Source organism: Sorangium sp. So ce1153, from assembly GCF_051521595.1.
Lineage (GTDB): Bacteria > Myxococcota_A > Polyangia > Polyangiales > Polyangiaceae > Sorangium.
In genome coordinates, this window is sequence record NZ_CP150361.1 from 7408419 (window position 1) to 7430040 (window position 21622).

Genomic DNA, 21622 nt, shown 5'->3' on the forward strand with positions numbered 1-21622 from the left:
CCAGCGCCGGAGCCTGATCGCTCCGCGAGCATGACCCTCCTGGCGGGGTAGAACCCGCCAGCATGGCGCCGGGGTCGACGTGCAGAGGTGTGAAGAGGAGCTTCGCCCGGTGAGCTGAGCGCCGCGGACGACGGCGTCGCGTCACTCGAACTTGACGGCCGCGGTCTTGGTCTCGCCGGCCTTGACCGAGACGGTGACCGACTTCTTCCCGAGATCCGGATGGATGAAGGTCACCGTGTGCGACCCCGCCGGGACGCTGACGCCGACCTTGGGCGTGCTCCCCAGCGGCCGGCCGTCGAGCACCACCTTCGAGACAGGGATCGAGTTGATGTTCAGCGTCGCCGCGCCAGCCGCAGCCGCGGGCGCCGCAGGCGCGTCCGCCTTCGGCGCGGCAGGCGCCGGATCCGCCTTCGGCGCGGCAGGCGCCGGATCCGCCTTCGGCGCGGCGGGCGCAGGAGCCGGGTCCGCAGCGGGCGCGGCGGCGGCGGCCGGCTCGGGCTTGCTCACCTCGTCGAGCGCGATCCGGATCGTCTTCTCGGCCTGCCCGTCCTCGAACGAGACTGCCTGGGAGAAGTCCTGGTATCCCTTCTTCGTCGCGACGACCTTCCAGCCCTCCGACGGATTCACATCCACCTTCACGGGCGGCTTCTTCCAGGCCGAATCGGGCAGCTTCTTCTCCGTGCCCTTCGCGTTCACCAGCTTGACCGAGGCCCCCGAGGTGGAGAGATCGAGCGTGAGCTGCCCCTTCAGCACCTTGAGCGCGACGGCGCCGAGGTCCTTCGTCTGGCCCTGACCGACCTCCACCGTCTGCTCCACAGGCTCGTAGCGCTCGCCGCCGTCAAACCGGATCTTGTGCTCTCCCGGCGCGACGCTGAACTCGACAGGCAGCGTGCCTTTCTCCACGCCGTCGACCAGGACCTTCACGCCAGGCTGCGAGCCCGACGCCTTGAGGCCGGTCGTCGTCGACGCGGCGGCCGGAGACCCCGCCGCGCCCGCGCCCGCGCCGTCGAGCGTGATCACGACGACCTTCTCCTTGCCGCCCTCGACGATCTCGACGGCGTCGCGCGGCGGGAAGTCGGGGGCGAGGATCTTGACGGCCTTCGAGCCGGGCTCGAGCTCGCGCACGATGCAAGGCACGGTGTCGCAGCGCTTCTGGCCGTCGATGAAGACCTCGGCCCGCGCGACCGAGGCGCCGCCCGCGGTCTTCAGGTCGATGGTGAGCGCGCCCTTCTTCGGCACCAGCATCACCACGGCCAGGATCAGCACCGCGACGAGCGCGAGCCCGCCGAGGACCACGCCCGCCTTGCCAGCGCCCTGCTGCGGCACGGCGCGCGGGCGGATCGCCGTCGGCTCGTCGTTGCGCGACAGCGGGCGATGCCCGATGTCCGACAGCGCCGGCGCGGGCGGGGCGCTCGGGATCGGCGGCGGCGTCGGGATCGGCGTGCGCGTCCTCGCGGCCGGCGCCGCGCCGCCGGAGGTCGCGAGCAGCGCCGCGGCAGCCTTCGGGATCGTGGACGAGCTCACCGTCGGCAGCGGGCTCGCCCGCCCCGGCGTGCTGTGGTTCCCTTCCCTGTCGTAGACGTGGGTCGACTCCTCGTCGTCGTCCCAGTCCATGTCGACCGCAGCGCCCTTGGCCCGGCGGGGCTTCGCCTCGTCAGCCGCCTTCTGCGGCGGCTTGACCGACGGCAACCGCACCGGCGGAGGGACCACCGGAGGCAGCGAGCCGGGGGAACCGCTCGTCGGCGCCGGCGGCAGCGGGCTCGCCGAGGGGACCGGCGGGGCGGCGATCGCGGGCAGCGACGGCTGCTGTCGCGAGGGGGGCGGCACGACGGGCGGCAGCGAGCCCGGCTTGGCCGAAGGAGGCATGGGCGGCGGCAGCGAGCCGGGACTGGTCCCCTTCGTCGTCGCCGGCGGCGGCAGCGAGCCGGGACTGGTCCCCTTCGTCGTCGCCGGCGGCGGCAGCGAGCCGGGACTGGTCCCCTTCGCCGTCGCCGGCGGCGCCAGCGAGCCCGGCTTGACCGAAGGGGGCATGGGCGGCGGCAGCGAGCCGGGACTGGTCCCCTTCGTCGTCACGGGCGGCGGCAGCGGAGAGGTCACCCCGCTGGGGAGCGTCGTCGCATGGTTGGGAGGAGGCGGCACCGCGCCGACCCCTCCGACGAGGGTGCGCTGCCGGGTCGGCGGCGAGGGGGGCACGAGGGCGGGGCTCGTTGTGCGTGACGACTTTTTCGCGAGCCCCTCGAAGACATCTAGATCGCTGCCGCCCTTGTTATCGGCCATGTTCGGGAACTCCTCAGGACATGCGGCGCCGTTCGCCGCGGCTTCCGGGAAAGGATCGCGCATGTTCCGCGCGACGAGCGTGAGGTGGACGAGCAGGCCCTCGTCGCGGGCAAGCTCGGAGTGCGCTGCGTGAACCTGAGCCGCTGCAGCGTACCGCTGGTCCGGTAATTTCGCGAGCGCCATCGGGGCGAGCGCGGTGAGGGCACGGCGACGCGCGCGCCGTGATCTCACGCGGATCCAGCGCGCCGCCCGCGGCGCTCCGCCGCGCGACATCCGCGGCGCGCGCGCCCGCGGACACGCGATCGCGCGCCGTCATCTCCGGGAAACACGCGCTCGCGGCGACGCGACCGGATCGCGCGTCGGGCGCACCCCGCTCACCGGGACCGATCCGCGCCGAGATGTCGCAAGCTCCGAAGTACTGCAAACGGTGCACCGGCCACCTTTTTGTAATCCCTCGGGCCGCCGGCGCACAAGCGCCTACTGCACCCGAAGCGGGGACCCAGGCGGCGCCACGCTCAGTGATCGCCGTCCACCGTTTCCTCTTTCTTCGGCTTTTTGAAGTACCGAACGCGCTTCTGCTGCAGCGGATACCAGACGCTGTGCGGGACGATCGGCGTGGATTCGAACATCCGGCCTGCGCCCGGCGCCTCGGCGCGCGTGAGCCGGACAGCGCGCGGGCCCGAGGGCGGGTGGACCGCGGCGCCGGAAAGGTCGGTATCGCCGCCGAGGGCCACGGAGAGCGGCCGGTGGAGGTAGATCCGCGAGGAGCAGCCGAGCCCCGCGAGGAAGTCCTGGAGCAGCCTCGCGTCGCGCGGGTCCACGGGCGTCGGGGGCGGCGCCGAGGCGTCCGGCGCCAGCGCGGCGTCCGGCGCGCTGGACGCGCCGACGCCGCCCGCGACCCGCTCGACGTAGATCAGCATCCCGTCCTCGTCGTTGACGCCCAGCGCGGCCACGGCCCGCGCGCTGCTGCCATGGCCGGTCGCGACCCGGACCGCGCCGCGCACCGGGGACGTCGGCGAGGCGGAGAACGCCCCGGCCGAGTGCCAGATGCTCGAGGCCTCGCCCTGGCCGGCGCCAGGCGCCGCGGCGCCGTCGCTGAGCACCGCCACGGTCGCGCCCGTCCCGGCCGGCGGGGCCACCCCGGGCTCGCCCATCGGCGCGGCCGCGACGGTCCGCGGGTCCACCTTGAGCACCCGCAGCCGCACGTCGGGCCGCGCCGGATCGGGGCGGATCTCGGTGGTCGCGAGCGCGTACGGGAAGCCGTGCTGCGGCAGGCCCTGCGTGCGCCAGATGCCCTCTCCGGCCTCGGGCGGCGCGGCGCGCGGGGCGAGCGCCGGCCCCGGCAAGAGGTGCCGCAGCGTCATGTAGAAGAAGTCGCGCGCCTCCCGCCGGATGTAGCGGGGGAAGTTCATCAGGCCCATGCCGCGGATGAGCCGGCGGCCGCGGAAGCGGTAGCCCGAGAGCCCCGAGACCTCGCCCTCGGCCTCCCACTCCCCCTGGAGCGGCCGCCCCAGCGCCGGCAGCTCGCCGCCCGGCGCCACGTGGTAGAACTCGAGCCCGCTGTGGCCCGCGTTCATGTCGAGCGCGATCCCGAAGGCGCAGCGGGCCTGGATCATCGACTGGGCGAGGGCCTCGGGGCTGACGTCGGCGCCGTAGAAATACGCGACGAAGCGCTCCCTCGTCAGGCAGATGCCGGTCCGGACCGTGTGCGTCTTGTCGGCCCACCCGGGCGGCGTGCCCCCCCACCACGTCCGCCCGAACGGGTTCCACTTCTCGTCCTGGACCATGACCGTCATGTTCTGGCGGTACGAGAGCATCCAGTCGGGGATCGTCTCGTCCTCCGACCACGTCCCGAACACGGTGCTGCCGTCGCGCCGGACGGCCACCGTCGCGGCGTAGGGCTTCGGCGGCAGGTACACCACGCCGTCGGCCATCATGCCGAACTCGCCGTGCATCGCCTGGAAGCCCGCGTTCGACGCGGCGACCACGCGCTTCATCACCTCGGGCGTGCGCGGGATGAGCCCCGGCCCCGCCTCGCCCGTCGCGCCCTTGGGCTCCACCGTGCCCGCCATCATGTGGAGCTCCACCTGGCGCGGGTCCCAGAGCGCGATGTAGACGCGCGTCGCCTTGCGCGAGCGATCCGCCCGGATGAACGTGGTCATGAACGCCGGCGGGAGCCCCTCGAGCTTGCGCACGAAGGCGTCGCCGCCCTGCGGCTTCCACTGCCCCTCCCCGGGCAGCGCCGGCGTCACCCACGGCTCGAGCGGCGACGGCGGCCAGCCGATCTCGGGATCGATCGGGGCCTGGCGGACGGGCGGATCCAGCGTGCTCTGGCCGAGATCCGCGGCGATGTCCTCGGCGCCCGTGTCGCCGGTCACCGCCTCCTTGTTGCGGAGGACGAAGTCGAGCGCCGTGAACGCCACGGCCTTGACCGTCTGCATCGCGGCGTCGCCGATCACGAGCCGCACCCGGTCGACCGCCCACGTGACGAGGTTCCCCGGCCGCGCTACCTCGAACGCCTCGGCGCGGATCCACGGGGGCAGGGGCGCGTCCACGCCGTGCAGGGGCAGGCGCGCCTCGCGGCCGCTCGCGCGCACGACGACCGCGCTGTCGTCCTCCAGCGCGATCGCGACGTCGCCCGCGTTCGAGGGGCGGCGGCCGCCCCCGTCCAGCTCCTCGGCGCCGGGGTCGCTGTCGCCGGGCTGGCCGTGCTCGTCGGCGCCGGGCTCCTCGCTGCGGGCGGGGTCGATCGCGAACGTCCGCCGGCCGATCCCGCGCATCCGTCCCGTCGCCTGCCAGTTCGTGAGGGCGTGCTGGAGCCGCTCGGTGAGCGTCCACTCGGCGCCGCTCGGGAGCTGCTGCCCGTCGAGGTCGAGCACGTGCACGGTCGGCGACGCGGCCTCGATCAGCGGGCGCGAGATGTACGCGAGCGCGTCGCGGCGGAGCACGGGCTTCGACTCGTCCGCGCCGCTCGTCTCGGTGAGGTTGTGGACCCCCGAGACGTCGAGCAGGACGCCCTCCGGCGAGAGCCGCGTGTCGACGAGGTACAGGTCGGTGGGCTCGCCCCGGACCGCGCCGCGCGCGACCGCGCGCGACCGCACGCCGAACGGGCTGAGCTCGCCACGCGGCGGGTCGACCCACACCACGTCGCCGGGCGCCGCCACGATGCCCCGCTCCGCGAGCTCCGCGGCGAGGGCGGTCGATCGGTCGCGAGCACCGCCGCCCACGCCAGGCGACATCGCCACGGCCACGGAAGCGCAGAGGACGATGAGGCCGGTGCGCTCGCGGCGCAGGGAGGGCGGTTTCGGGGACTGCATTCGCCAGCAACGCGCAAGAGGTCGGGATTGCTGCCCGAGGGGCCGAGGACGGCCGGACGCGTGGGAGCCCGGCGTTACCACCGTTCTTGCACCGCGGCCAGATTCGGGGGGCGCGCGCGGCGGGCCCACCGCGCTCTGGCGTCCGCGGAACCGGCGGTGCTACATCGGGCGCTCGCCATGTCGAACGCTGACTCGCCCCCCCTCCGCCGCGACGAGGCGCTGACGATAGCGCGCCTCGCCCACCTCGACCTCTCCGCTGAGGAAATGGAGCGCCTCACCGGTGATCTCGGCAACATCCTCAGCTACGTCCGGCAGCTGGAGGAGCTCGACGTCTCGGCGGTGCCGCCGACGGCGCACGTCCAGATCGAGCGGCTGCCGCTCCGCGCCGACGAGGAGGCGCCGAGCCTGCCGCGGGAGGTGGCGCTGCGGGAGGCGCCGCGGGTCGAGGACGACGGGTTCGCCGTGCCGGCGTTCGTGGACGAGGGGTGAGGCCGATGGACACCGCGATCCTCGATCGATCCATCCCGGAGCTCGCGGCGCTCGTGCAGCGCGGCGAGGTGAGCGCCGAGGAGGTGGCCCGGGCGGCGCTCGCGCGCATCGAGCAGCGCGACGGCGCGCTCGGCGCCTTCCTCACGGTGCAGGGCGAGCAGGCGCTGGAGGCGGCGCGCGCGCTCGACGCGCGGCGCGCGCGCGGCGAGGCGCTCGGCCCGCTCGCCGGCGTCCCGATCGGGCTCAAGGACGCGCTCTGCACCGAGGGCGCACCGACGACCGCCGGCTCGAAGATCCTCACGCGCGCGGCGGCGGGCGGGGGCGGGTCGTCGAAGACGCCCGACCCGTCGCGCGGGTTCCGCCCGCAGTACGACGCCACGGTCGTCGCCCGCCTGCGCGCGGCCGGCGCGCTCCTGCCGGGCAAGTGCAACATGGACGAGTTCGCGATGGGCTCGTCCAACGAGAACAGCGCGTTCGGCCCGGTGAAGAACCCGTGGGACCTGACGCGCATCCCCGGCGGGTCGTCCGGCGGCAGCGCGGTCGCGGTGGCGGCCGGCATGACGCCCGGCTCGCTCGGCTCGGACACGGGGGGCTCCATCCGGCAGCCGGCGAGCCTCACCGGCGTCGTCGGCATCAAGCCGACGTACGGCCGGGTCTCTCGCTATGGCCTCATCGCGTTCGCCTCGAGCCTCGACCAGATCGGGCCCTTCGCGCAGGACGTGAAGGGCGCGGCGCGCCTGCTCGAGGTGATCTCGGGCCGCGATCCGCGCGACGCCACGAGCCTCGACGCGCCCGTGGGCGAGGTGGAGGCCGCGTGCGGCCGCGACGTCGCGGGCCTGCGCATCGGCGTGCCCGAGGAGTACTTCGCGAAGGGCATCGACAAGCAGGTCGAGGCCAAGGTGCGGGAGGCCATCGAGGGCCTGCGCGGGCTCGGCTGCGAGATCAGGCCCGTGCACCTGCCGCACACGCGGTACGCCGTGGCGGCCTACTACATCGTCGCGACCGCGGAGGCGTCGTCCAACCTGGCGCGCTTCGACGGCGTGCGCTTCGGGCTCCGCGTGGAGGGCGAGCGCGGCGGGAAGTCAGACCTCCAGGGCCTCTACGGCGCCACGCGCGGCGAGGGGTTCGGCCGGGAGGTGAAGCGGCGCATCCTGCTCGGCACGTACGTGCTCTCCGCGGGCTACTACGACGCGTACTACCTGCGCGCGCAGAAGGTCAGGACGCTGATCCGGCGCGACTTCGACGAGGCGTTCCGCGAGGTCGACCTCATCGCGGCGCCGGTCTCGCCGACGGTCGCGTTCCGGCTGGGCGAGCGGGTGGACGACCCGCTCTCGATGTACCTCGCCGACGTCTACACGCTGCCCGCCAGCATGGCGGGGCTGCCCGCGATCAGCGTCCCGTGCGCCACCGCTCCGGCGCCGGACGGCGGGCCGGCGCTGCCCGTCGGCCTGCAGCTCATCGGCCCCGCGCTGGAAGAGGCGCGGCTCTGCCAGGCCGCTTACGCATGGGAGCAGATCTCACCGGTGCGCGGGCTGCGCGCGCCGGTCGGGTGACGGAGACGGAAACGGAAGGCAACGGGAGGAGCGCGCCGGTGAGCGCATCGATCAAGGTGGCGCCGGCGGGCGCGGAGCACCTGGCCGGGCTGGAGGCGCTGTTCGAGGCGGCCGGCACGCCCTGCTATTGCCGGTACTACCACTTCGGGGGCACCAACAACGAGTGGCTCGCGCGGTGCTCGGACGGCCAGGGGGAGAACCGCCGGGAGTTCGCCGAGGCGCTCGCCGCGGGGAGCGACGAGGCGCGCGGCGTCGTGGCGCTCGCGCCGGACGTGCCGCACGTCGTCGGCTGGCTCAAGGTCGCGCCCGCGGCGGCCGTGGCGAAGGCCTACGAGCGCCGGCTCTACCGGGGTTTGCCGTGCTTCGCGGGCGATCGCGCCGGCGTCTTCCTGATCGGCTGCGCCGTCGTGCACCCGGGCCACCGCCGGCGCGGCGTCGCGACGGCGCTCGTCGCGGGCGCGGTGGAGCTCGCGCCCGCCTGGGGCGCGCGCGCCCTGGAGGCCCTCCCCCGCCGCCCGAGGGAGCCGGTGAGCGACGAGGAGCTGTGGACCGGCCCGGTCTCGGTGTTCACGAGGAACGGATTCGTCGAGGTGCACGCGTTCGAGCCGTACCCGGTCCTTCGCCGCGCGCTGTGACGCCGCCGGCGCGCGCTGCGCTTGCGTGCGCCGGCCGACCAGCTAGTGTCGCGGCCGCGCGCATGGCTCCCCCGTCCGAGCACCCCGACGCTCCGACCCACCACGCTGCCGAGCAGCGCTCCGCCGCCGGCGGGGACCGCGCGGCGCCCGCGTCCGATGCAGGCGCCGCGACGAGCAGCCCGGGCGAGCCCGGGAGCAGCCCGGGGGCGCCCGCGTCCGCGGGGGCCTCGCCGGCCAGCCGGCACGCGTCCTCCGCCCCGCGCGGCCGCGTCGTCGCGCTCACCGGCGCCGCCTCGTTCCTCGGGCGCAACCTCATCGGGATCCTCGAGGAGGACCCGCGCATCGCCCGCGTGGTGGCCATCGACATCAAGCCGCCGGACACGGGCGGCGCCAAGCTGCGGCTCCACACCGTCGACCTGACGGCGCCCGCGTCCGAGGAGCGGGTCGCCGAGGTGCTCGCGGCCGAGCAGGTCGACACGCTGGTCCACCTCTGCTTCCTCTCGTCGCCGACCCCGGCGACCGCCTGGGCCCACGAGCTCGAGTCGGTGGGCACGATGCACCTGCTCCACGGCGCGCGCCAGGCGAGCCTGCGCAAGCTGATCCTCTGGAGCCAGACGATCCTCTACGGCGCGCACCCGACCAACCCCAACTTCCTCACGGAGAAGCACCCGCTCCGCGCCGACCCCGAGGAGCGCTTCTTCGCGGACAAGATGGCCGCCGAGCGCGAGTTCAACGCGTTCGGCGCGCGGGCCAAGGGCACGACCGTCACCATCCTCCGGACCGCGCCGATCCTCGGCCCGACGGTGCAGAACTACCTCACCCGGTTCCTGGCGCGCCGGCTGGTGATGACGATGCTCGGGTTCGACCCGCTGTGGCAGTTCATCCACGAGGTCGACGCGATCGCGGCCTTCAAGCTCGCCATCGACAGCGATTTCCCCGGGACGTTCAACATCGTGGGCGACGGCGTGCTGCCGCTCTCCACGATCGTGCGCCTCGCGGGGCGCACGCCCTTGCCGGTGCTGCACAGCGCGGCCGGCCCCCTCGTCTCCGCGCTCTGGGCGGCGCACGCGGCCATCGCGCCGCCGAGCTTCCTCCGGTACCTGCGCTATCTCTGCGTGGCGGACGGCGAGAAGGCGGCGCGGGTCATGGGGTTCCGGCCCGTCTACACCACGCGCGAAGCGTTGCTCGACTACACCAGCGCGCAGCGGCTGCGGGACGTGCGGCTCCTGCAGGAGACACCCGCGTGAGGTGTCCGGGGGGATAGAGGCATGGGCACGGAACACGATCGAGAGCGCAAGAGAGCAGTCGCGGTGAACGGCCCGCCGGCGTCGACGCGGGCGAGGACCGATCGGCCGGGGTCCACGCAGGTCGTGCCGAGCATCGACATCGAGGAGGAGGAGACGCGCTATCTGGCGCCGATCGGCCCGACAGAGCCCTCGGATGGGCGGACGCAGTCCGCGGAGCCGCACGCGCCCTTGCCGGTGACGGCCGAGGAGCTGCAGCGTCAGATCAGGGAGCTCGAGGCGCGGCTCAAGGGCATGCTCGCCGGGGGCCCGGCGCCGGAAGCTGGCAGCGCGGCGCCCGGCGGGCCCGAGACGGAGCGGAGCCCCCGCGAGGAGGGCGCCCCGGCCGCCTCCCCCGACGAGCCGCCGCCGTCCGAGCCCGGGGCGGCGCAGGACGTCCTGTCGACCGACTTCTACCTGCGGCAGTGGGGCCGCGCCGGCCTGCGCAGCCGCTCGGAGGAGGTCGACGAGTTCGGCTTCGATCCCAAGTCCGAGGCCCGGTACAGGCCGCTCTTCGACTTCCTGTACAGGCACTACTTCAGGATCGACCTCGAGGGCATCGAGCACATCCCCGGCGAGGGGAGGTGCGTCGTCGTGTCCAACCATTCGGGCGGGCCCATCCCCTACGACGGGCTCATGCTGCGGGCCGCGGTGCGGCGGGAGCACCCAGCGCAGCGCGAGCTCCGCTGGCTGGCCGACGACTTCGTGTACTACCTGCCGTTCGCCGGCACGCTGATGAACCGGCTCGGGGCCGTGCGGGCCTGCCAGGAGAACGCCGAACGGCTGCTCGCGGCCGAGCGGCTCATCGCGGTGTTCCCGGAGGGGGCGAAGGGCAGCGGGAAGCTCTACAAGGACCGCTACCAGCTCCAGCGGTTCGGCCGCGGCGGGTTCATCCGGCTGTGCCTGCGCACGCGCACGCCGCTCGTCCCCTGCGCCATCGTGGGCGCCGAGGAGACGAACCCGCTCCTCTACCGGGTCGAGCACCTCACGCGCGCGCTCGGCATCCCCTACCTGCCGATCACGCCGACGTTCCCCGCGCTCGGGCCGCTGGGCCTCGTGCCGGCGCCCACGAAGTGGAAGATCCGCCTGGCCGAGCCGGTGCGGTTCGACGCCTACGGCCCCGAGGCGGCGGACGACGAGATCCTGGTGCGGCGCCTGGCCGAGCGGGTGCGCGCCACGATCCAGGGGCTCATCGACGACACCCTCGCCACCCGGAAGTCGGTCTGGTTCGGATGAAACGGGCGGCGCCGGCGGAACCTCCACACATGACCGAGCACACAACGGAATCCGCGCCGCCCCAGAGGCCTGAGCGGGCAGCTGGCGGCGGGGCGCGGCCCGAGGGCGTGCTCGTGATCGACAAGCCGCGCGGCCCGACGAGCCACGACGTCGTGGCCCGGCTGCGGCGCGCCCTCGGCGTGAAGCGCATCGGGCACGCCGGGACGCTCGATCCGATGGCGTCCGGCGTCCTCGTGGTGCTCGTCGGCGAGGCCACCAAGCTGGCGCCCTACCTCACCGCACAGGACAAGCGCTACACGGCGCGCGTGGCCCTCGGGGTGGGGACCGACACCCTCGACGCGGACGGGGACGTCACGGCGGCCGCGCCCCTGCCGGCGTGGCTCGACGCGGAGCTCGCCGCGCTCGCCGCGGCCAGCGGGCCTCCCGGGGACGCGGCGCTCGCCGCCCTCGCGCCGCGCATCGCGGCGGCGCTCGACGCGGAGCGGGCGCGCCGAGCCCAGACGCCGCCGGCGTATTCGGCCATCAAGGTCGCGGGGCAGCGCAGCTACGCCCTGGCGCGCGCCGGCCAGGCCGTGGACCTGTCGGCCCGGGCCGTCGAGGTCCGGTCGCTCGCGCTCGCGGGCGCCTCGCGCGGCGGCCCCGGCGCGCCGGCCGAGGGCGTGGCGCCCGCCACCCTCGAGCTCGAGCTCGACGTCAGCAAGGGCTACTACGTGCGCTCGCTGGCGCACGACCTCGGCGCTCACCTCGACGTGCCCGCGCACCTGTCCGCGCTCCGCCGCACCGCGAGCGGCGCCTTCACGGTGGAGCAGGCGGTGCCCCTCGACGCCGGCGCCGAGGCGCTGCGCGCCGCGCTGCGCCCGCTCGCCGAGGCGGCGGCCTCCAGCCTCCCCGTCGCCCGCCTGACCGAGCACGGCGCGCGGCGCGCGCGCCTCGGACAGCCGCTCACCGAGGCCGACTTTTCAGTAGCTCCTGCGCAGCCTGGCGCCGCTGTATGGCTGGATCCGGATGGGCGCGTCGTGGCGCTGGGCGCCCCCGAGGTCGCCGACGACACCGCCTCCGAGGGCGATTCCATGCCGCCTGCGGCCCGTTTTTCCGTCCTGCGTGGTTTTGCCGCATCCGCCGATGTCCGTGAAAATCCTGCTGGGTGACGGAAAAACCACAGGAGACGGCAAATCCCTGGACTTCAGCAGATCCACGGAGCATGTCATTGGCTGGGCTCGGCTTCACCGGTCGAGCCTGAGAATCCGCCCGCGGAAAGTCCGGCGAGAACGCGCGGATCCATGATCTCCTGAGATTTCGCGCCCCGGTCCGGTTGCGCTCCCCTCGCCTGTTCCGTTACGATTCGTCCGTTAGGAGCCTCGGTTTGAGTCCCGATCTCGTTCCATTGCCAGCGCTCGCCGCTGCAGTTCTCTCCGCTGTACTTGGCTCGCTGTTCGTCGGCGCCGACACCGCACTGACGACCTTGAGCGCCACCCGGCTCGGCGCGCTGATTGAGCAGTCGACGGGCCCCACGAAGGCCGCCTACGAGCGGATTCGTCAAGAAGACGCCAAGCTTCGCTCCCGTTACCTGCTCGGCTGGGTCGTCTCGACCAGCCTGACCGCCGCCTGCTTCGACCTCTTCTTCCGGCGGAGCGTCCCCGGCGCTGCCCTGTATCTCGGGCTGGCGACGACCATCGTCGTGAGCGGCGCCCTTTACGAGGTCAGCTCCACGCTGGGCCGCAAGCACGCCGATCGCGCCGCGTCGATGGCGGTCCGCTTCCTGCGCCCCCTCGAGATCGCGATGCTGCCGCTCGCCGTACCGCTCGGCTGGATCGGCTCCAGGCTGGGGGCGAAGGACGGTGAGCAGCCGTCGGATCCCCGCGTCGCCGAGGCCGAGGTCGAGATCCTTGTCGATGAGGTCGAGCGCTCTGGCCTCTTCGGGCGAGAACCGGCGGAGATGATCCGGAATGTGCTCGAGTTCGCCGACCTCACGGCGCGCGACGTCATGGTGCCGCGGTCCAAGGTCGAGGCGATCGAGATCTCCACTCCGCTCGAGAAGGTGCTGGAGATCGTCACGGAGGGCGGGCACTCCCGGTATCCGGTCTACAAGGACCAGATCGACAACATCGCTGGTCTCCTCTACGCGAAGGACCTGTTCAAGGTCCTGGAGGAGCGCCGGCTCAAGAACACGACGCTCCGGGAGATCACGCGCAGCCCTGCCAACTTCGTCGCCGAGTCGCAGCCGCTGTCGTCGCTGCTCCGGGAGATGAAGAGCCGGAGACAGCACCTCGCCATCGTGGTCGACGAGTTTGGTGGGATGTCGGGGATTGTCACCCTCGAGGACGTGCTCGAGGAGATCGTCGGCGATATCCGGGACGAGCACGACGAGACGGACGACGCGGCGGCCATCCAGGACCTCGGCGACGGGCGGCTGGTCGCCGACGCTGCCGTGTCGATGAGCGACCTCTCGGCCTACCTCGGCGCGGAGCTCGACCGAGAGGGGAAGTACGACTCGCTCGGCGGCATGCTCACCCAGCACGTGGGCAAGGTCCCCGAGGTGGGCACGGCCGTGAGCAAGTTCGGCCTGCGCTTCATCGTGCGGGACAGCGACGAGCGCCATATCGGCAAGGTGGAGATCGTCCGCCCCCGGGCCATGGGCGCCGGCGGCGCCGCCTGAACGACAGCGCCGGGGCTGCGCTCCGGGTCGTCCTGGTCGCGCACGCGTGAGGTCTCGCCGAGCTGCACGGCCCGAGGAGGGGGTGTCCGTCGCGCGGGGCGGGCACGGGCCGAACTCGCCTGGGACGTCCTGAGCCCGACGTGCTGCGCACGCCGGACTCAGGACGTCAATTGGGCTCAAACATCAGCCCGTGCCCGCCCCGCGCGACGGACACCCCCTCCCCGGGCCTACGCGATATGGACGAGCGAGGGCAGCGATCGCCGCCTCTTCTCGTTCTGATCTGCGGTGGCCGAGCGGCGTTCACCCGCACAGGAGACGGGCCCAGATCGGCGTTTTCGGCGCGGAGGCGTACTCCAGTACGCCGAGCACCGAAAACGTCGAGGTGGGCCCGTATCCGAAGCGGGTGAACGCCGCTCAGGGTGAACGTCGCTCAGCGGGCGAGGGAGATCTTGTGGAGCTCGTTCGCGAGATCGTCGCCCTCTTTGATGAGGCCGGGCGTCTCGCTGGTGGGGTCGTCCTTCTTGCCCTCGAGCAGCTGGCGGACGTCGATCAGCGCGCCGCGCAGCTTGAAGACGATCTGCTCGCTCGTGAAGGCAGCCACCGACTGGGGGTCGATCGGGAGCGCTTGCAGATCGCCGCCGGCGATGTCGCCCTTGGTCCAGCGCGTGGCCTCCTTGTCGGCCGGCTTCACGCCCTGCTGCGTGCGCTCGAGGCGGCTCACCGTGTACTTGGCCGGCCAGTCCTTGCCGAACGGGAACGGCGCCTTGTTGGGAACGAGCTCGGCCAGCGTCTTGTCGCCGTCGCGGCGGAAGACGACCGAGAAGTTCACCACCGGCTCCTCCTGCTCCTTCCACGACTTCTCGACGGGGCCCTGCGCCGCCGCGAGCAGGTTCTTGAGGCTGTCCTTGGTCTTGTTGAGGTCCTGGACCGAGGTGGTGAAGCCGAGCACCTGGCGCATCACCCGCCCGGGGAGGCTGCCGATCTGCTTGCCCTCCAGGTTGGTCGCGTCGAACGGGACGTTGATGGCGCCGAGATCCGTCGTGAGCTGCGTGGGGAAGCTCTTCCGCGAGAGCTGCTCCGCCGCAGCGCCGAGCTTCTCGTTCAGCTCCTGCATCTTCTCGTTCGCGGCCCGCACGTCCTTCTCGAGCGCCGCAGCCCCCTCGACGGCGGCCTTGCCGCGGTCGCCGCGCTCCTTCGCGCCGCCTGCAGCGAAGCCGACGCCGATGCCGACGAGCGCGGCGAGGGCCGCGTAGAGCGCCGTCTTCTTCGAGGCCTTCCGGCGCTCTTGCTCGACCTCCTCGCCTACCTCGACCTTGATGGTCTGCGCGGCGGCCGTCGGCTTGGGCGGCGGCGTCTGGATCACAGGACGCGCGGGGGGCGCGAACGGCGGCAGCGGGATGCCTGGAGAGATGCCGGGCGGGGGCGCGATGCCTCCCACGGAAGGCATCGGCGGACGCGCGCTCGGATGAGGCGAAGGCCCACCGCCCGGGATCGGGCTCCCGTCGGGAGGCGGCCCCGATCCGGGCTGCTGGCCGGGCACGGGGAGGGGGACGGCCGCTCCCGGTGCCCCGCCTATCGTCGTTTTGCCCAGCCGAGCCTTCAGATCGATTTTGCTCTTCTTCTTTTCTTCAGCCATCGGCTCCTCGGGGACGGGATCGCAGCACCACTTCGCCCAGAAAGTCCCAGCCCGCCCAAGGGAATCGACCCACCACGGCCCGATCCGGAGCTGCTCCTGCACGAGCGGCGACAGGAGACGACATGGGCCGGCGTCCAGCGGACCGATTCGGGGGCGGGCAGAAAAAGATCAGCAACACAACGGGAGCGTCGGGCGAGCGGACGACCCGCCGGGCACGTTAGCGGCGCGCCGCCTGGAATGTCAACGCGATGGCGATGGCAGCGCGGGATGTGTTTCGGCAGGGGATCGCGACGCCGTGCGGCCATCGGGACCCGCGGTCGCGTCATGGTCGGGGTGTGAGCCCGCCCCCGGCCTCCGCGCAGGCCCTCGCCGGCAGCATGGCCGTCCGCAGAGGGACCGGGTAGGAAGCAGGGGCTCATGGTCTGGTTCAAGTTCGGCGGAGGTCGGGATCGACCGCCGCCGCCTTCTGCATCCGGTTCATCCGGCGGGGGCCGCCAGGCGCCGCCCTCCGCTCCATCCAACAGGCAAGCCAACGGGGGCCGGCAGGCGCCGCCCGCTTCTTCCGGCGGGGGCCGGCAGGCGCCGCCCGCTTCTTCCGGCGGGGGTCGGCGACCGCCGCCCGCTTCTTCCGGCGGGGGTCGGCGACCGCCGCCCGCTTCTTCCGGCGGGGGTCGGCGACCGCCGCCCCCGCGGCGACCATCGCTCCGGATGGAAACCCGTCGGGTGACGAGCTTTGATGGAACCGACATCGCGTACCACGTGACGCCGCCGCCATTCTCGGGGGCGAAGACGGTCATCCTGGTCAACGGCCTGGGCTGGCCGTACCTCGCCTGGCGGGCGCAGGTCGAGTACCTGTCCGACCAGTACCGCTTCATCACGTGGGACTACCGCGGGATGTACGAGTCGAAGCGCCCGTCGCCGGACGTCCCGGGCGCCTATGCGGTCGCGAACCACGTCCGCGACCTGGAGGCGATCCTCGCGGCCGAAGGGGTCCGCCACGGCGCGCTCATGGCATGGAGCATGGGCGTCCAGGTCGCGCTGGAAGCGTTCCGCAAGCTCACAGGGCTCGCCGCGAACCTGGTCCTGCTGAACGGGACCTGCCGACGGCCGCTGGAGACGATCGGGCCGCTGCCCGGCCTCGGAAGGCTATTCCCGCCGCTCGTGGAGCTCGCGGCGCACGCTCACACGGCAGCACCCAGGATAACGCAGCGCTTTATAGGAAAGCCCGACCCCGTGCTCTGGATGAAGCGCATGGGGTTGCTCGGGAAGGCGCTCGACCCCGCGATGCTCGCCGACCTCGCGCCGCCGTCCGGTCAGCTCGACATGGAGGCGCTCTTCAGGAACCTCCGCGCGCTGAGCACCCACGACGCCGAGGCGGTGCTCGAGCAGATCGACGTCCCGACGCTGCTCATCACCGGCGACCGCGACACGTTCGCCCCTCGCGCGCTGGCGCAGTCGATGGCGCGCCGCATCGCGACGGCCGAGATCCTCGTGGTCCGCGGCGGGACCCACTCCACCGCCGTCGAGTTCCCGGAGCTCGTCTCGCTCCGGATCGAGCGCTTCTTCGCGGACCACGGCTTCTAGCGCCGCCCGGCGGAAGCCCGGCGCCTGTCACCGTGGCCGGACCTCCGCGCCGCTCCCCGGCGGGATCGCGCGGGCGGCGGCCTTCACGGAGCCGGCCGCCCGCGCTCGGGGGCTCACTTCCGCAGCAGATCCGCGAACGGGTTGTTGCGGAAGCCGCCGCCCGAGCTGCCCTGCCCCTGCCCCTTCCCTTGCTGCCCCTGGCCCGGCCGGCGGCCGTCGTTGCGATCGTTGCGAGAGCGGCCGTCGCCGCCCGCAGCGGGGCCGCCCGCCTGGGGGCGCGCGCCGGCGGGGGCGCCGCCCTTCTTCGCGGTGAGCGAGATGCGCTTGCGCACGAGATCGACCTCGAGCACGCGCACCTTGATCTTCTCGCCGACCTTCGCGACATCGTTCGGATCCTTCACGAACCGGTCCGCGAGCTGCGAGACGTGCACGAGGCCGTCCTGGTGGACGCCGATGTCGACGAAGGCGCCGAACGCCGTCACGTTCGTCACCACGCCCTCGAGCTCCATGCCCGGCTTGAGATCCTCCATGGTGCGCACGTCGTCGCGGAACTTCGGCGGCTCGAAGGTGGCGCGCGGGTCGCGGCCGGGCTTCTTGAGCTCGCTCAGGATGTCGTTCAGCGTGAACGAGCCGACGTCGCCGGCCTCGTATTTCTTCGGATCGATCCGCGCGATCGCCGCCGTGTCGCCGATGAGCGACCCGACCGGCACGCCGAGATCCGTCGCGATGCGCTCGACGAGGCCGTAGCGCTCCGGGTGCACGGCGCTCGCGTCGAGCGGGTGCTCGCCCCCGCGGACGCGCAAGAAGCCCGCCGCCTGCTCGAACGTCCGCGGGCCGATGCCGGCCACGTCGAGCAGCCCCTTGCGGCTCTTGAACGCGCCGTTCAGGTCGCGGTGCGCGACGATCTTCTTCGCGAGGCTCGGACCGATGCCGGCGACGCGGGCGAGCAGCGGGGCGCTCGCCGTGTTGAGCTCGACGCCGACGAGGTTCACGCAGCTCTCGACCACCTCGTCGAGCTTCCGCGCCAGCAGGCCCTGGTAGACGTCGTGCTGGTACTGGCCGACGCCGATGCTCTTCGGGTCGACCTTCACGAGCTCCGCGAGCGGGTCCTGCAGCCGGCGGGCGATGCTGATCGCGCCGCGCACCGTGAGGTCGAGGTCGGGGAACTCCTCGCGCGCGACGTCGCTCGCCGAGTAGACGCTCGCGCCCGCTTCACTGACCGGCACGCAGTACATCTCCTTCAGGCCCTCCGACGCGAGCACGTCCTTCACGAACGCCTCGGTCTCGCGGCCGTGCGTGCCGTTGCCCACCGCGACCGCGCGCAGCGGGTACTTGCGGCAGATGCGGCGCAGGTCCTGCCGCGCGCGCTCGAGGGCGTCGCTGCTCCCGACCAGGTAGATCGTCGTGTGCTCGAGGAGCTTGCCGGTCTCGTCGACGACGGCGCACTTGCAGCCGGTGCGCTGGCCCGGGTCGATGCCGAGCACCGCCTTCGTGCCGAACGGCGCGGCGAGCAGGAGCTCGCGGAGGTTCTGGGCGAAGACCTCGACCGCGGCGCGGTCGGCCTGCATCTTGAGGTCGACGCGCACGTCGCTCTGCACCGCCGGCAGCAGGAGCCGCTTCACCGCGTCGTCCGCGGCCTTCGTGAGCTCGCCGGCCCACGGCGACCTCGGCTTCAGCCCGATCGCGGCGTGGATCGGCGGGACGAGCGGCTCGGGCGCGAGCTCGATCGCGGCGCGGAGCACGCCCTCGGCCTCGCCGCGGCGGATCGCGAGGTAGCGGTGCGACGGGATGTTCGCGACGGCCTCCTCGAAGCTCGCGTACATGTCGAACTTCGTCTGCTTGCCCTCGTGCTCCTCGTTCTTCTGGACCTTGATGACGCCTTCCTTGGCGTAGGCCTCGCGGACGAGCTTGCGCACGTCGGCGTGCTCGGCGATGCGCTCGGCGCAGATGTCGCGCGCGCCGGCGAGGGCGGCCGCCGCGTCGGGGACCTCCTTCTCGGCGCTGACGAAGGCGCGGGCCTCCTCGTCGGGGCTGCCGTCCTCCGGCTGCGACCAGACGCGATCCGCGAGCGGCTCCAGGCCGCGCTCCTTCGCGATGATCGCGCGCGTGCGGCGCTTCGGCTTGAACGGGAGGTAGAGGTCCTCGAGCTCGGCCTTGGTGCGGCAGGCGCGGATCTTCGAGGCGAGCGCGTCGGTGAGCTTGCCCTGCTTCTGGATCTCGCCGAGCACGGTGGCGCGGCGCTCCTCGAGCTCGAGGATGTAGGCGCGGCGCTCCTCGATCGCGCGGATCTGCACCTCGTCGAGCCCGCCGGTCGCCTCCTTGCGGTAGCGGGCGATGAACGGCACCGTCGCCCCCTCGGCCAGCAGCTTGGCCACCGCCGAGACCCCCTGGCGGGGGAGGCTCAGCTCCTCGGCGAGGAGCGGGACCGGATCAAACGAGCTGTCCGTGCGGCCCGGGACAGCGACAGGGCTCTGCGTCTCACTCATGCGCGCGGCATACGCGCAGGGTGCACGCGCGTCCAGGCTTGACTTGCGCGCAGCCTCAGCCGGCCGCCGCGATCAAGGCGCCGTCGCGCAGCACGGCCCGCGCGCGCGGCGCGCCCCAGGGCTGCACGATCGCGTTCTCGTGCGGCAGGTCCCAGACGACCAGATCGGCGCGGAGCCCCGGCCGCACGGCGCCGCACACGCCGCCGAGGCCGAGCGCGCGCGCGGCCTCGCGCGTCGCGCCGAGGACCGCCTCGGCGACCGTGAGCCCGTAGAGCCGCACCGCGAGCGCGAGGGCGAGCGGCAGGCTCTCGGTCGGCGCCGTCCCGGGGTTGGCGTCGCTGCCAACGATCAGCGGGACGCCGGCGGCCCGGAGCGCGGCGACGGGCGGCGGCTCCTGCCGGAGCGTGAAGCTCGCCACGGGCAGGAGCGCGGCGGCGACGCCGGCCCGGGCGAGCGCCGCGATGCCCTCCGGCGCGACGTGCTCGAGGTGATCGGCCGACGCGGCGCCGAGCGCGGCCGCGAGCTCGGCGCCGCCCACGTCCGCGAACTGCCCGACGTGCACGCGCACGCCGAGCCCGAGCGCGCGCGCCCGCTCGAGCACCGGCCGCGCCTCGTCCACGGAGAACGCGCTCCGGTCGATGTACGCGTCGACGTAGCGCGCGAGGCCGGCCGCGGCGATCGCGGGCAGCCAGGAGCGCGCGACGGTCCCGGCGTACGCCGCGCGGTCGCCGCCGGCCTCCGGGGGCAGCGCGTGCAGCGCGAGGTACGTCGGCACGACGCGGGGCAGGCGCGCGTCCCTCCCCGCCTCCGCGACCGCCTCGAGCTGCTTACGCTCCGCGGCCTCGTCGAGGCCGTAGCCGCTCTTCGCCTCCACGGCGGTGACGCCCAGCGCGGCCATGCGGCGGAGGCGGGCGCGGAGCGCGCCCGCGAGCTCGTCGGTCGTCGCGGCGCGCACCGCGCGCATGCTCGCGACGATGCCGCCGCCGGCGGCGGCGATCGCCTCGTAGTCGCCCCCGGCCATGCGGACCGCGTACTCCGCGTCGCGCGAGCCCACCCAGGGCGCGTGCGTGTGGCAGTCGACGAGCCCGGGCGTGACGACCCCCGCGGCCTCGATCGCGACCTCGAGATCCGAGCCGGGCCGCAGGATCTCTCCCCTGCGCCCGACCGCCTCGATCGCGCCGCCCCGCACGACGATCGCCGCGTCCTCGACGACGCCGAGCGGATCGGCGGCCGAGGCGCGGGACGGGTCGCACGTGACGAGCCGGCGCGCGGCGACGACGAAGGGACGGTCGGGGTCCTCCGCGAGCGCGGCCCCCGGCGGCGCGGTCACGTCGCCGCCCCCGCCGCGAGCGCGGCGCGCGCCCGCTCGATCTCCGCGAGCACCTCCCTCGACGCCGGCCCGCCGACGACCTCGGCGAGCGCCGCCGGCGAGGAGACAGGCCGCGGCGGGCACGCGCGGCGCAGCCGGAGGCAGCGCGCGGCCGCCTCGACGCAGCGCTCGCGGAAGCGCGGGTCGCGCTCGGCCTTGCGCACGAGCGCCTCGTGCGCGCGGTCCTGCGCATCCTCGTCCTTGCAGATGAGCAGCGCGTCGCAGCCCGCCGAGATCGCCGCGGCGGCGGCCTCCTCGACGGGGTGGTGCGCCGCGATGGCGGCCATCTCGAGGTCGTCCGAGAAGAGCACCCCCTCGAAGCCGATCTCGTCGCGCAGGAGGCAAGTGCAGATGGCGCGGGAGAGCGTCGCCGGGACGCCGGGATCGAGCGCCTCGACGACGATGTGCGCCGTCATCAGCGACGCGACGCCGGCGCGGGAGGCGGCGCGGAACGGCGGCAGCTCGATCGCGTCGAGGCGGCCGCGGCCATGGACGATGGTCGGGAGCGCGAGGTGGCTGTCGAGCGCCGTGTCGCCGTGCCCCGGGAAGTGCTTGCCGCAGGCGAGCACGCGCTCCTCCTGGAGCCCCTCCAGGAACGCGACCGCGCCCTCGGCGGCCGTGCGGGGGTCGCGGCCGAACGCGCGGTCGCCGATGATCGGGTTCGCGGGGTTCGAGTCGACGTCGAGCACCGGGGCGAAGTTCAGGTTGATGCCGACGGCCCGCAGCTCGGACGCGACCGCGCGCGCCGCGCGGCGCAGCAGCGGGAGATCCCGGAGCTCCCCGAGCGAGCGCATCGGCGGCAGCGTCAGGAACGGCGCGGGCAGGCGCATCACGCGGCCGCCTTCCTGGTCGATGCCGATGAAGGGCGGCCGCTCGGGGTCACCCGCGGCGGCGAGCGCCTCGCAGAGCCGCGCCGTGGAGGCCACGTCGGGGACGTTGCGCCGGAAGAGGATCGCGCCGCCCCGCCGCCCCTCGGCGAGCGCCCGGAGGTACCGGGCAGGCGGCTCCGCGCCGCTGAAGCCGCCCACGATGAGCTGACCACACAGGACCTCGAGCGCCAGATCGAGCTGCACCGTCCACCACCTCTCGCGCGGCGCGGGC

14 protein-coding genes are annotated in these 21622 nt (G+C 73.7%); 8 read left to right on the forward strand and 6 right to left on the reverse strand.

What is annotated here, in order from left to right:
• Nucleotides 1–141 precede the first annotated feature (141 nt).
• Entirely contained in the window at nucleotides 142–2277 is a 2136-nt protein-coding gene (locus WME85_RS26655; protein WP_437825171.1) for a PEGA domain-containing protein, read from the reverse strand.
• Between the two features lie 515 nt (nucleotides 2278–2792).
• Entirely contained in the window at nucleotides 2793–5594 is a 2802-nt protein-coding gene (locus tag WME85_RS26660) for a hypothetical protein (RefSeq protein WP_437825172.1), read from the reverse strand.
• A 177-nt stretch (nucleotides 5595–5771) separates the two neighbouring features.
• On the opposite strand from WME85_RS26660, the gene gatC reads away from it, so the two are divergent.
• From gatC to WME85_RS26695, 7 genes are all read left to right on the forward strand, one after another.
• A complete protein-coding gene (gene gatC / locus WME85_RS26665) occupies nucleotides 5772–6083 on the forward strand; it encodes an Asp-tRNA(Asn)/Glu-tRNA(Gln) amidotransferase subunit GatC (protein WP_020737093.1) in 312 nt (103 codons plus the stop codon).
• Between the two features lie 5 nt (nucleotides 6084–6088).
• Nucleotides 6089–7636, forward strand: coding sequence for an Asp-tRNA(Asn)/Glu-tRNA(Gln) amidotransferase subunit GatA (gene gatA / locus WME85_RS26670; protein WP_437825173.1), 1548 nt, complete (start codon nucleotides 6089–6091; stop codon nucleotides 7634–7636).
• 38 nt (nucleotides 7637–7674) lie between these two features.
• On the forward strand, nucleotides 7675–8271 hold the full coding sequence (locus tag WME85_RS26675) for a GNAT family N-acetyltransferase (protein WP_437825174.1): 597 nt from the start codon (nucleotides 7675–7677) through the stop codon (nucleotides 8269–8271).
• 62 nt (nucleotides 8272–8333) lie between these two features.
• Nucleotides 8334–9518, forward strand: coding sequence for an NAD-dependent epimerase/dehydratase family protein (locus tag WME85_RS26680; protein ID WP_437825175.1), 1185 nt, complete (start codon nucleotides 8334–8336; stop codon nucleotides 9516–9518).
• 21 nt (nucleotides 9519–9539) lie between these two features.
• The gene (locus tag WME85_RS26685) at nucleotides 9540–10790 is read left to right on the forward strand and encodes a lysophospholipid acyltransferase family protein (RefSeq protein WP_437825176.1); all 1251 of its coding nucleotides are present in this window, start codon (nucleotides 9540–9542) and stop codon (nucleotides 10788–10790) included.
• A 29-nt stretch (nucleotides 10791–10819) separates the two neighbouring features.
• On the forward strand, nucleotides 10820–11938 hold the full coding sequence (locus WME85_RS26690; RefSeq protein ID WP_437825177.1) for a tRNA pseudouridine synthase B: 1119 nt from the start codon (nucleotides 10820–10822) through the stop codon (nucleotides 11936–11938).
• Nucleotides 11939–12153: 215 nt separating this feature from the next.
• The gene (locus WME85_RS26695; RefSeq protein ID WP_437301851.1) at nucleotides 12154–13446 is read left to right on the forward strand and encodes a hemolysin family protein; all 1293 of its coding nucleotides are present in this window, start codon (nucleotides 12154–12156) and stop codon (nucleotides 13444–13446) included.
• 430 nt (nucleotides 13447–13876) lie between these two features.
• On the opposite strand, the gene WME85_RS26700 is transcribed toward WME85_RS26695, so the two are convergent.
• Nucleotides 13877–14893 (reverse strand): formin, encoded by a 1017-nt coding sequence (locus WME85_RS26700; protein ID WP_437825178.1) that lies wholly within the window; start codon nucleotides 14891–14893, stop codon nucleotides 13877–13879.
• Between the two features lie 897 nt (nucleotides 14894–15790).
• Between WME85_RS26700 and WME85_RS26705 the strand changes: the two genes are divergently transcribed.
• Nucleotides 15791–16666: an alpha/beta fold hydrolase gene (locus WME85_RS26705; RefSeq protein ID WP_437825179.1), complete on the forward strand. Its 876-nt coding sequence runs from the start codon at nucleotides 15791–15793 to the stop codon at nucleotides 16664–16666.
• 113 nt (nucleotides 16667–16779) lie between these two features.
• On the opposite strand, the gene WME85_RS26710 is transcribed toward WME85_RS26705, so the two are convergent.
• From WME85_RS26710 to nagZ, 3 genes are read right to left on the reverse strand one after another with little or no spacing between them, the layout of a single operon-like run.
• On the reverse strand, nucleotides 16780–19152 hold the full coding sequence (locus tag WME85_RS26710) for a Tex family protein (protein ID WP_437825180.1): 2373 nt from the start codon (nucleotides 19150–19152) through the stop codon (nucleotides 16780–16782).
• A 55-nt stretch (nucleotides 19153–19207) separates the two neighbouring features.
• Nucleotides 19208–20482, reverse strand: a complete 1275-nt coding sequence (gene hutI / locus WME85_RS26715) for an imidazolonepropionase (protein WP_437825181.1) — start codon at nucleotides 20480–20482, stop codon at nucleotides 19208–19210.
• On the reverse strand, nucleotides 20479–21594 hold the full coding sequence (gene nagZ / locus WME85_RS26720; protein WP_437825182.1) for a beta-N-acetylhexosaminidase: 1116 nt from the start codon (nucleotides 21592–21594) through the stop codon (nucleotides 20479–20481). The genes hutI and nagZ overlap by 4 nt, the downstream gene beginning before the upstream one ends.
• Nucleotides 21595–21622: the final 28 nt, after the last annotated feature.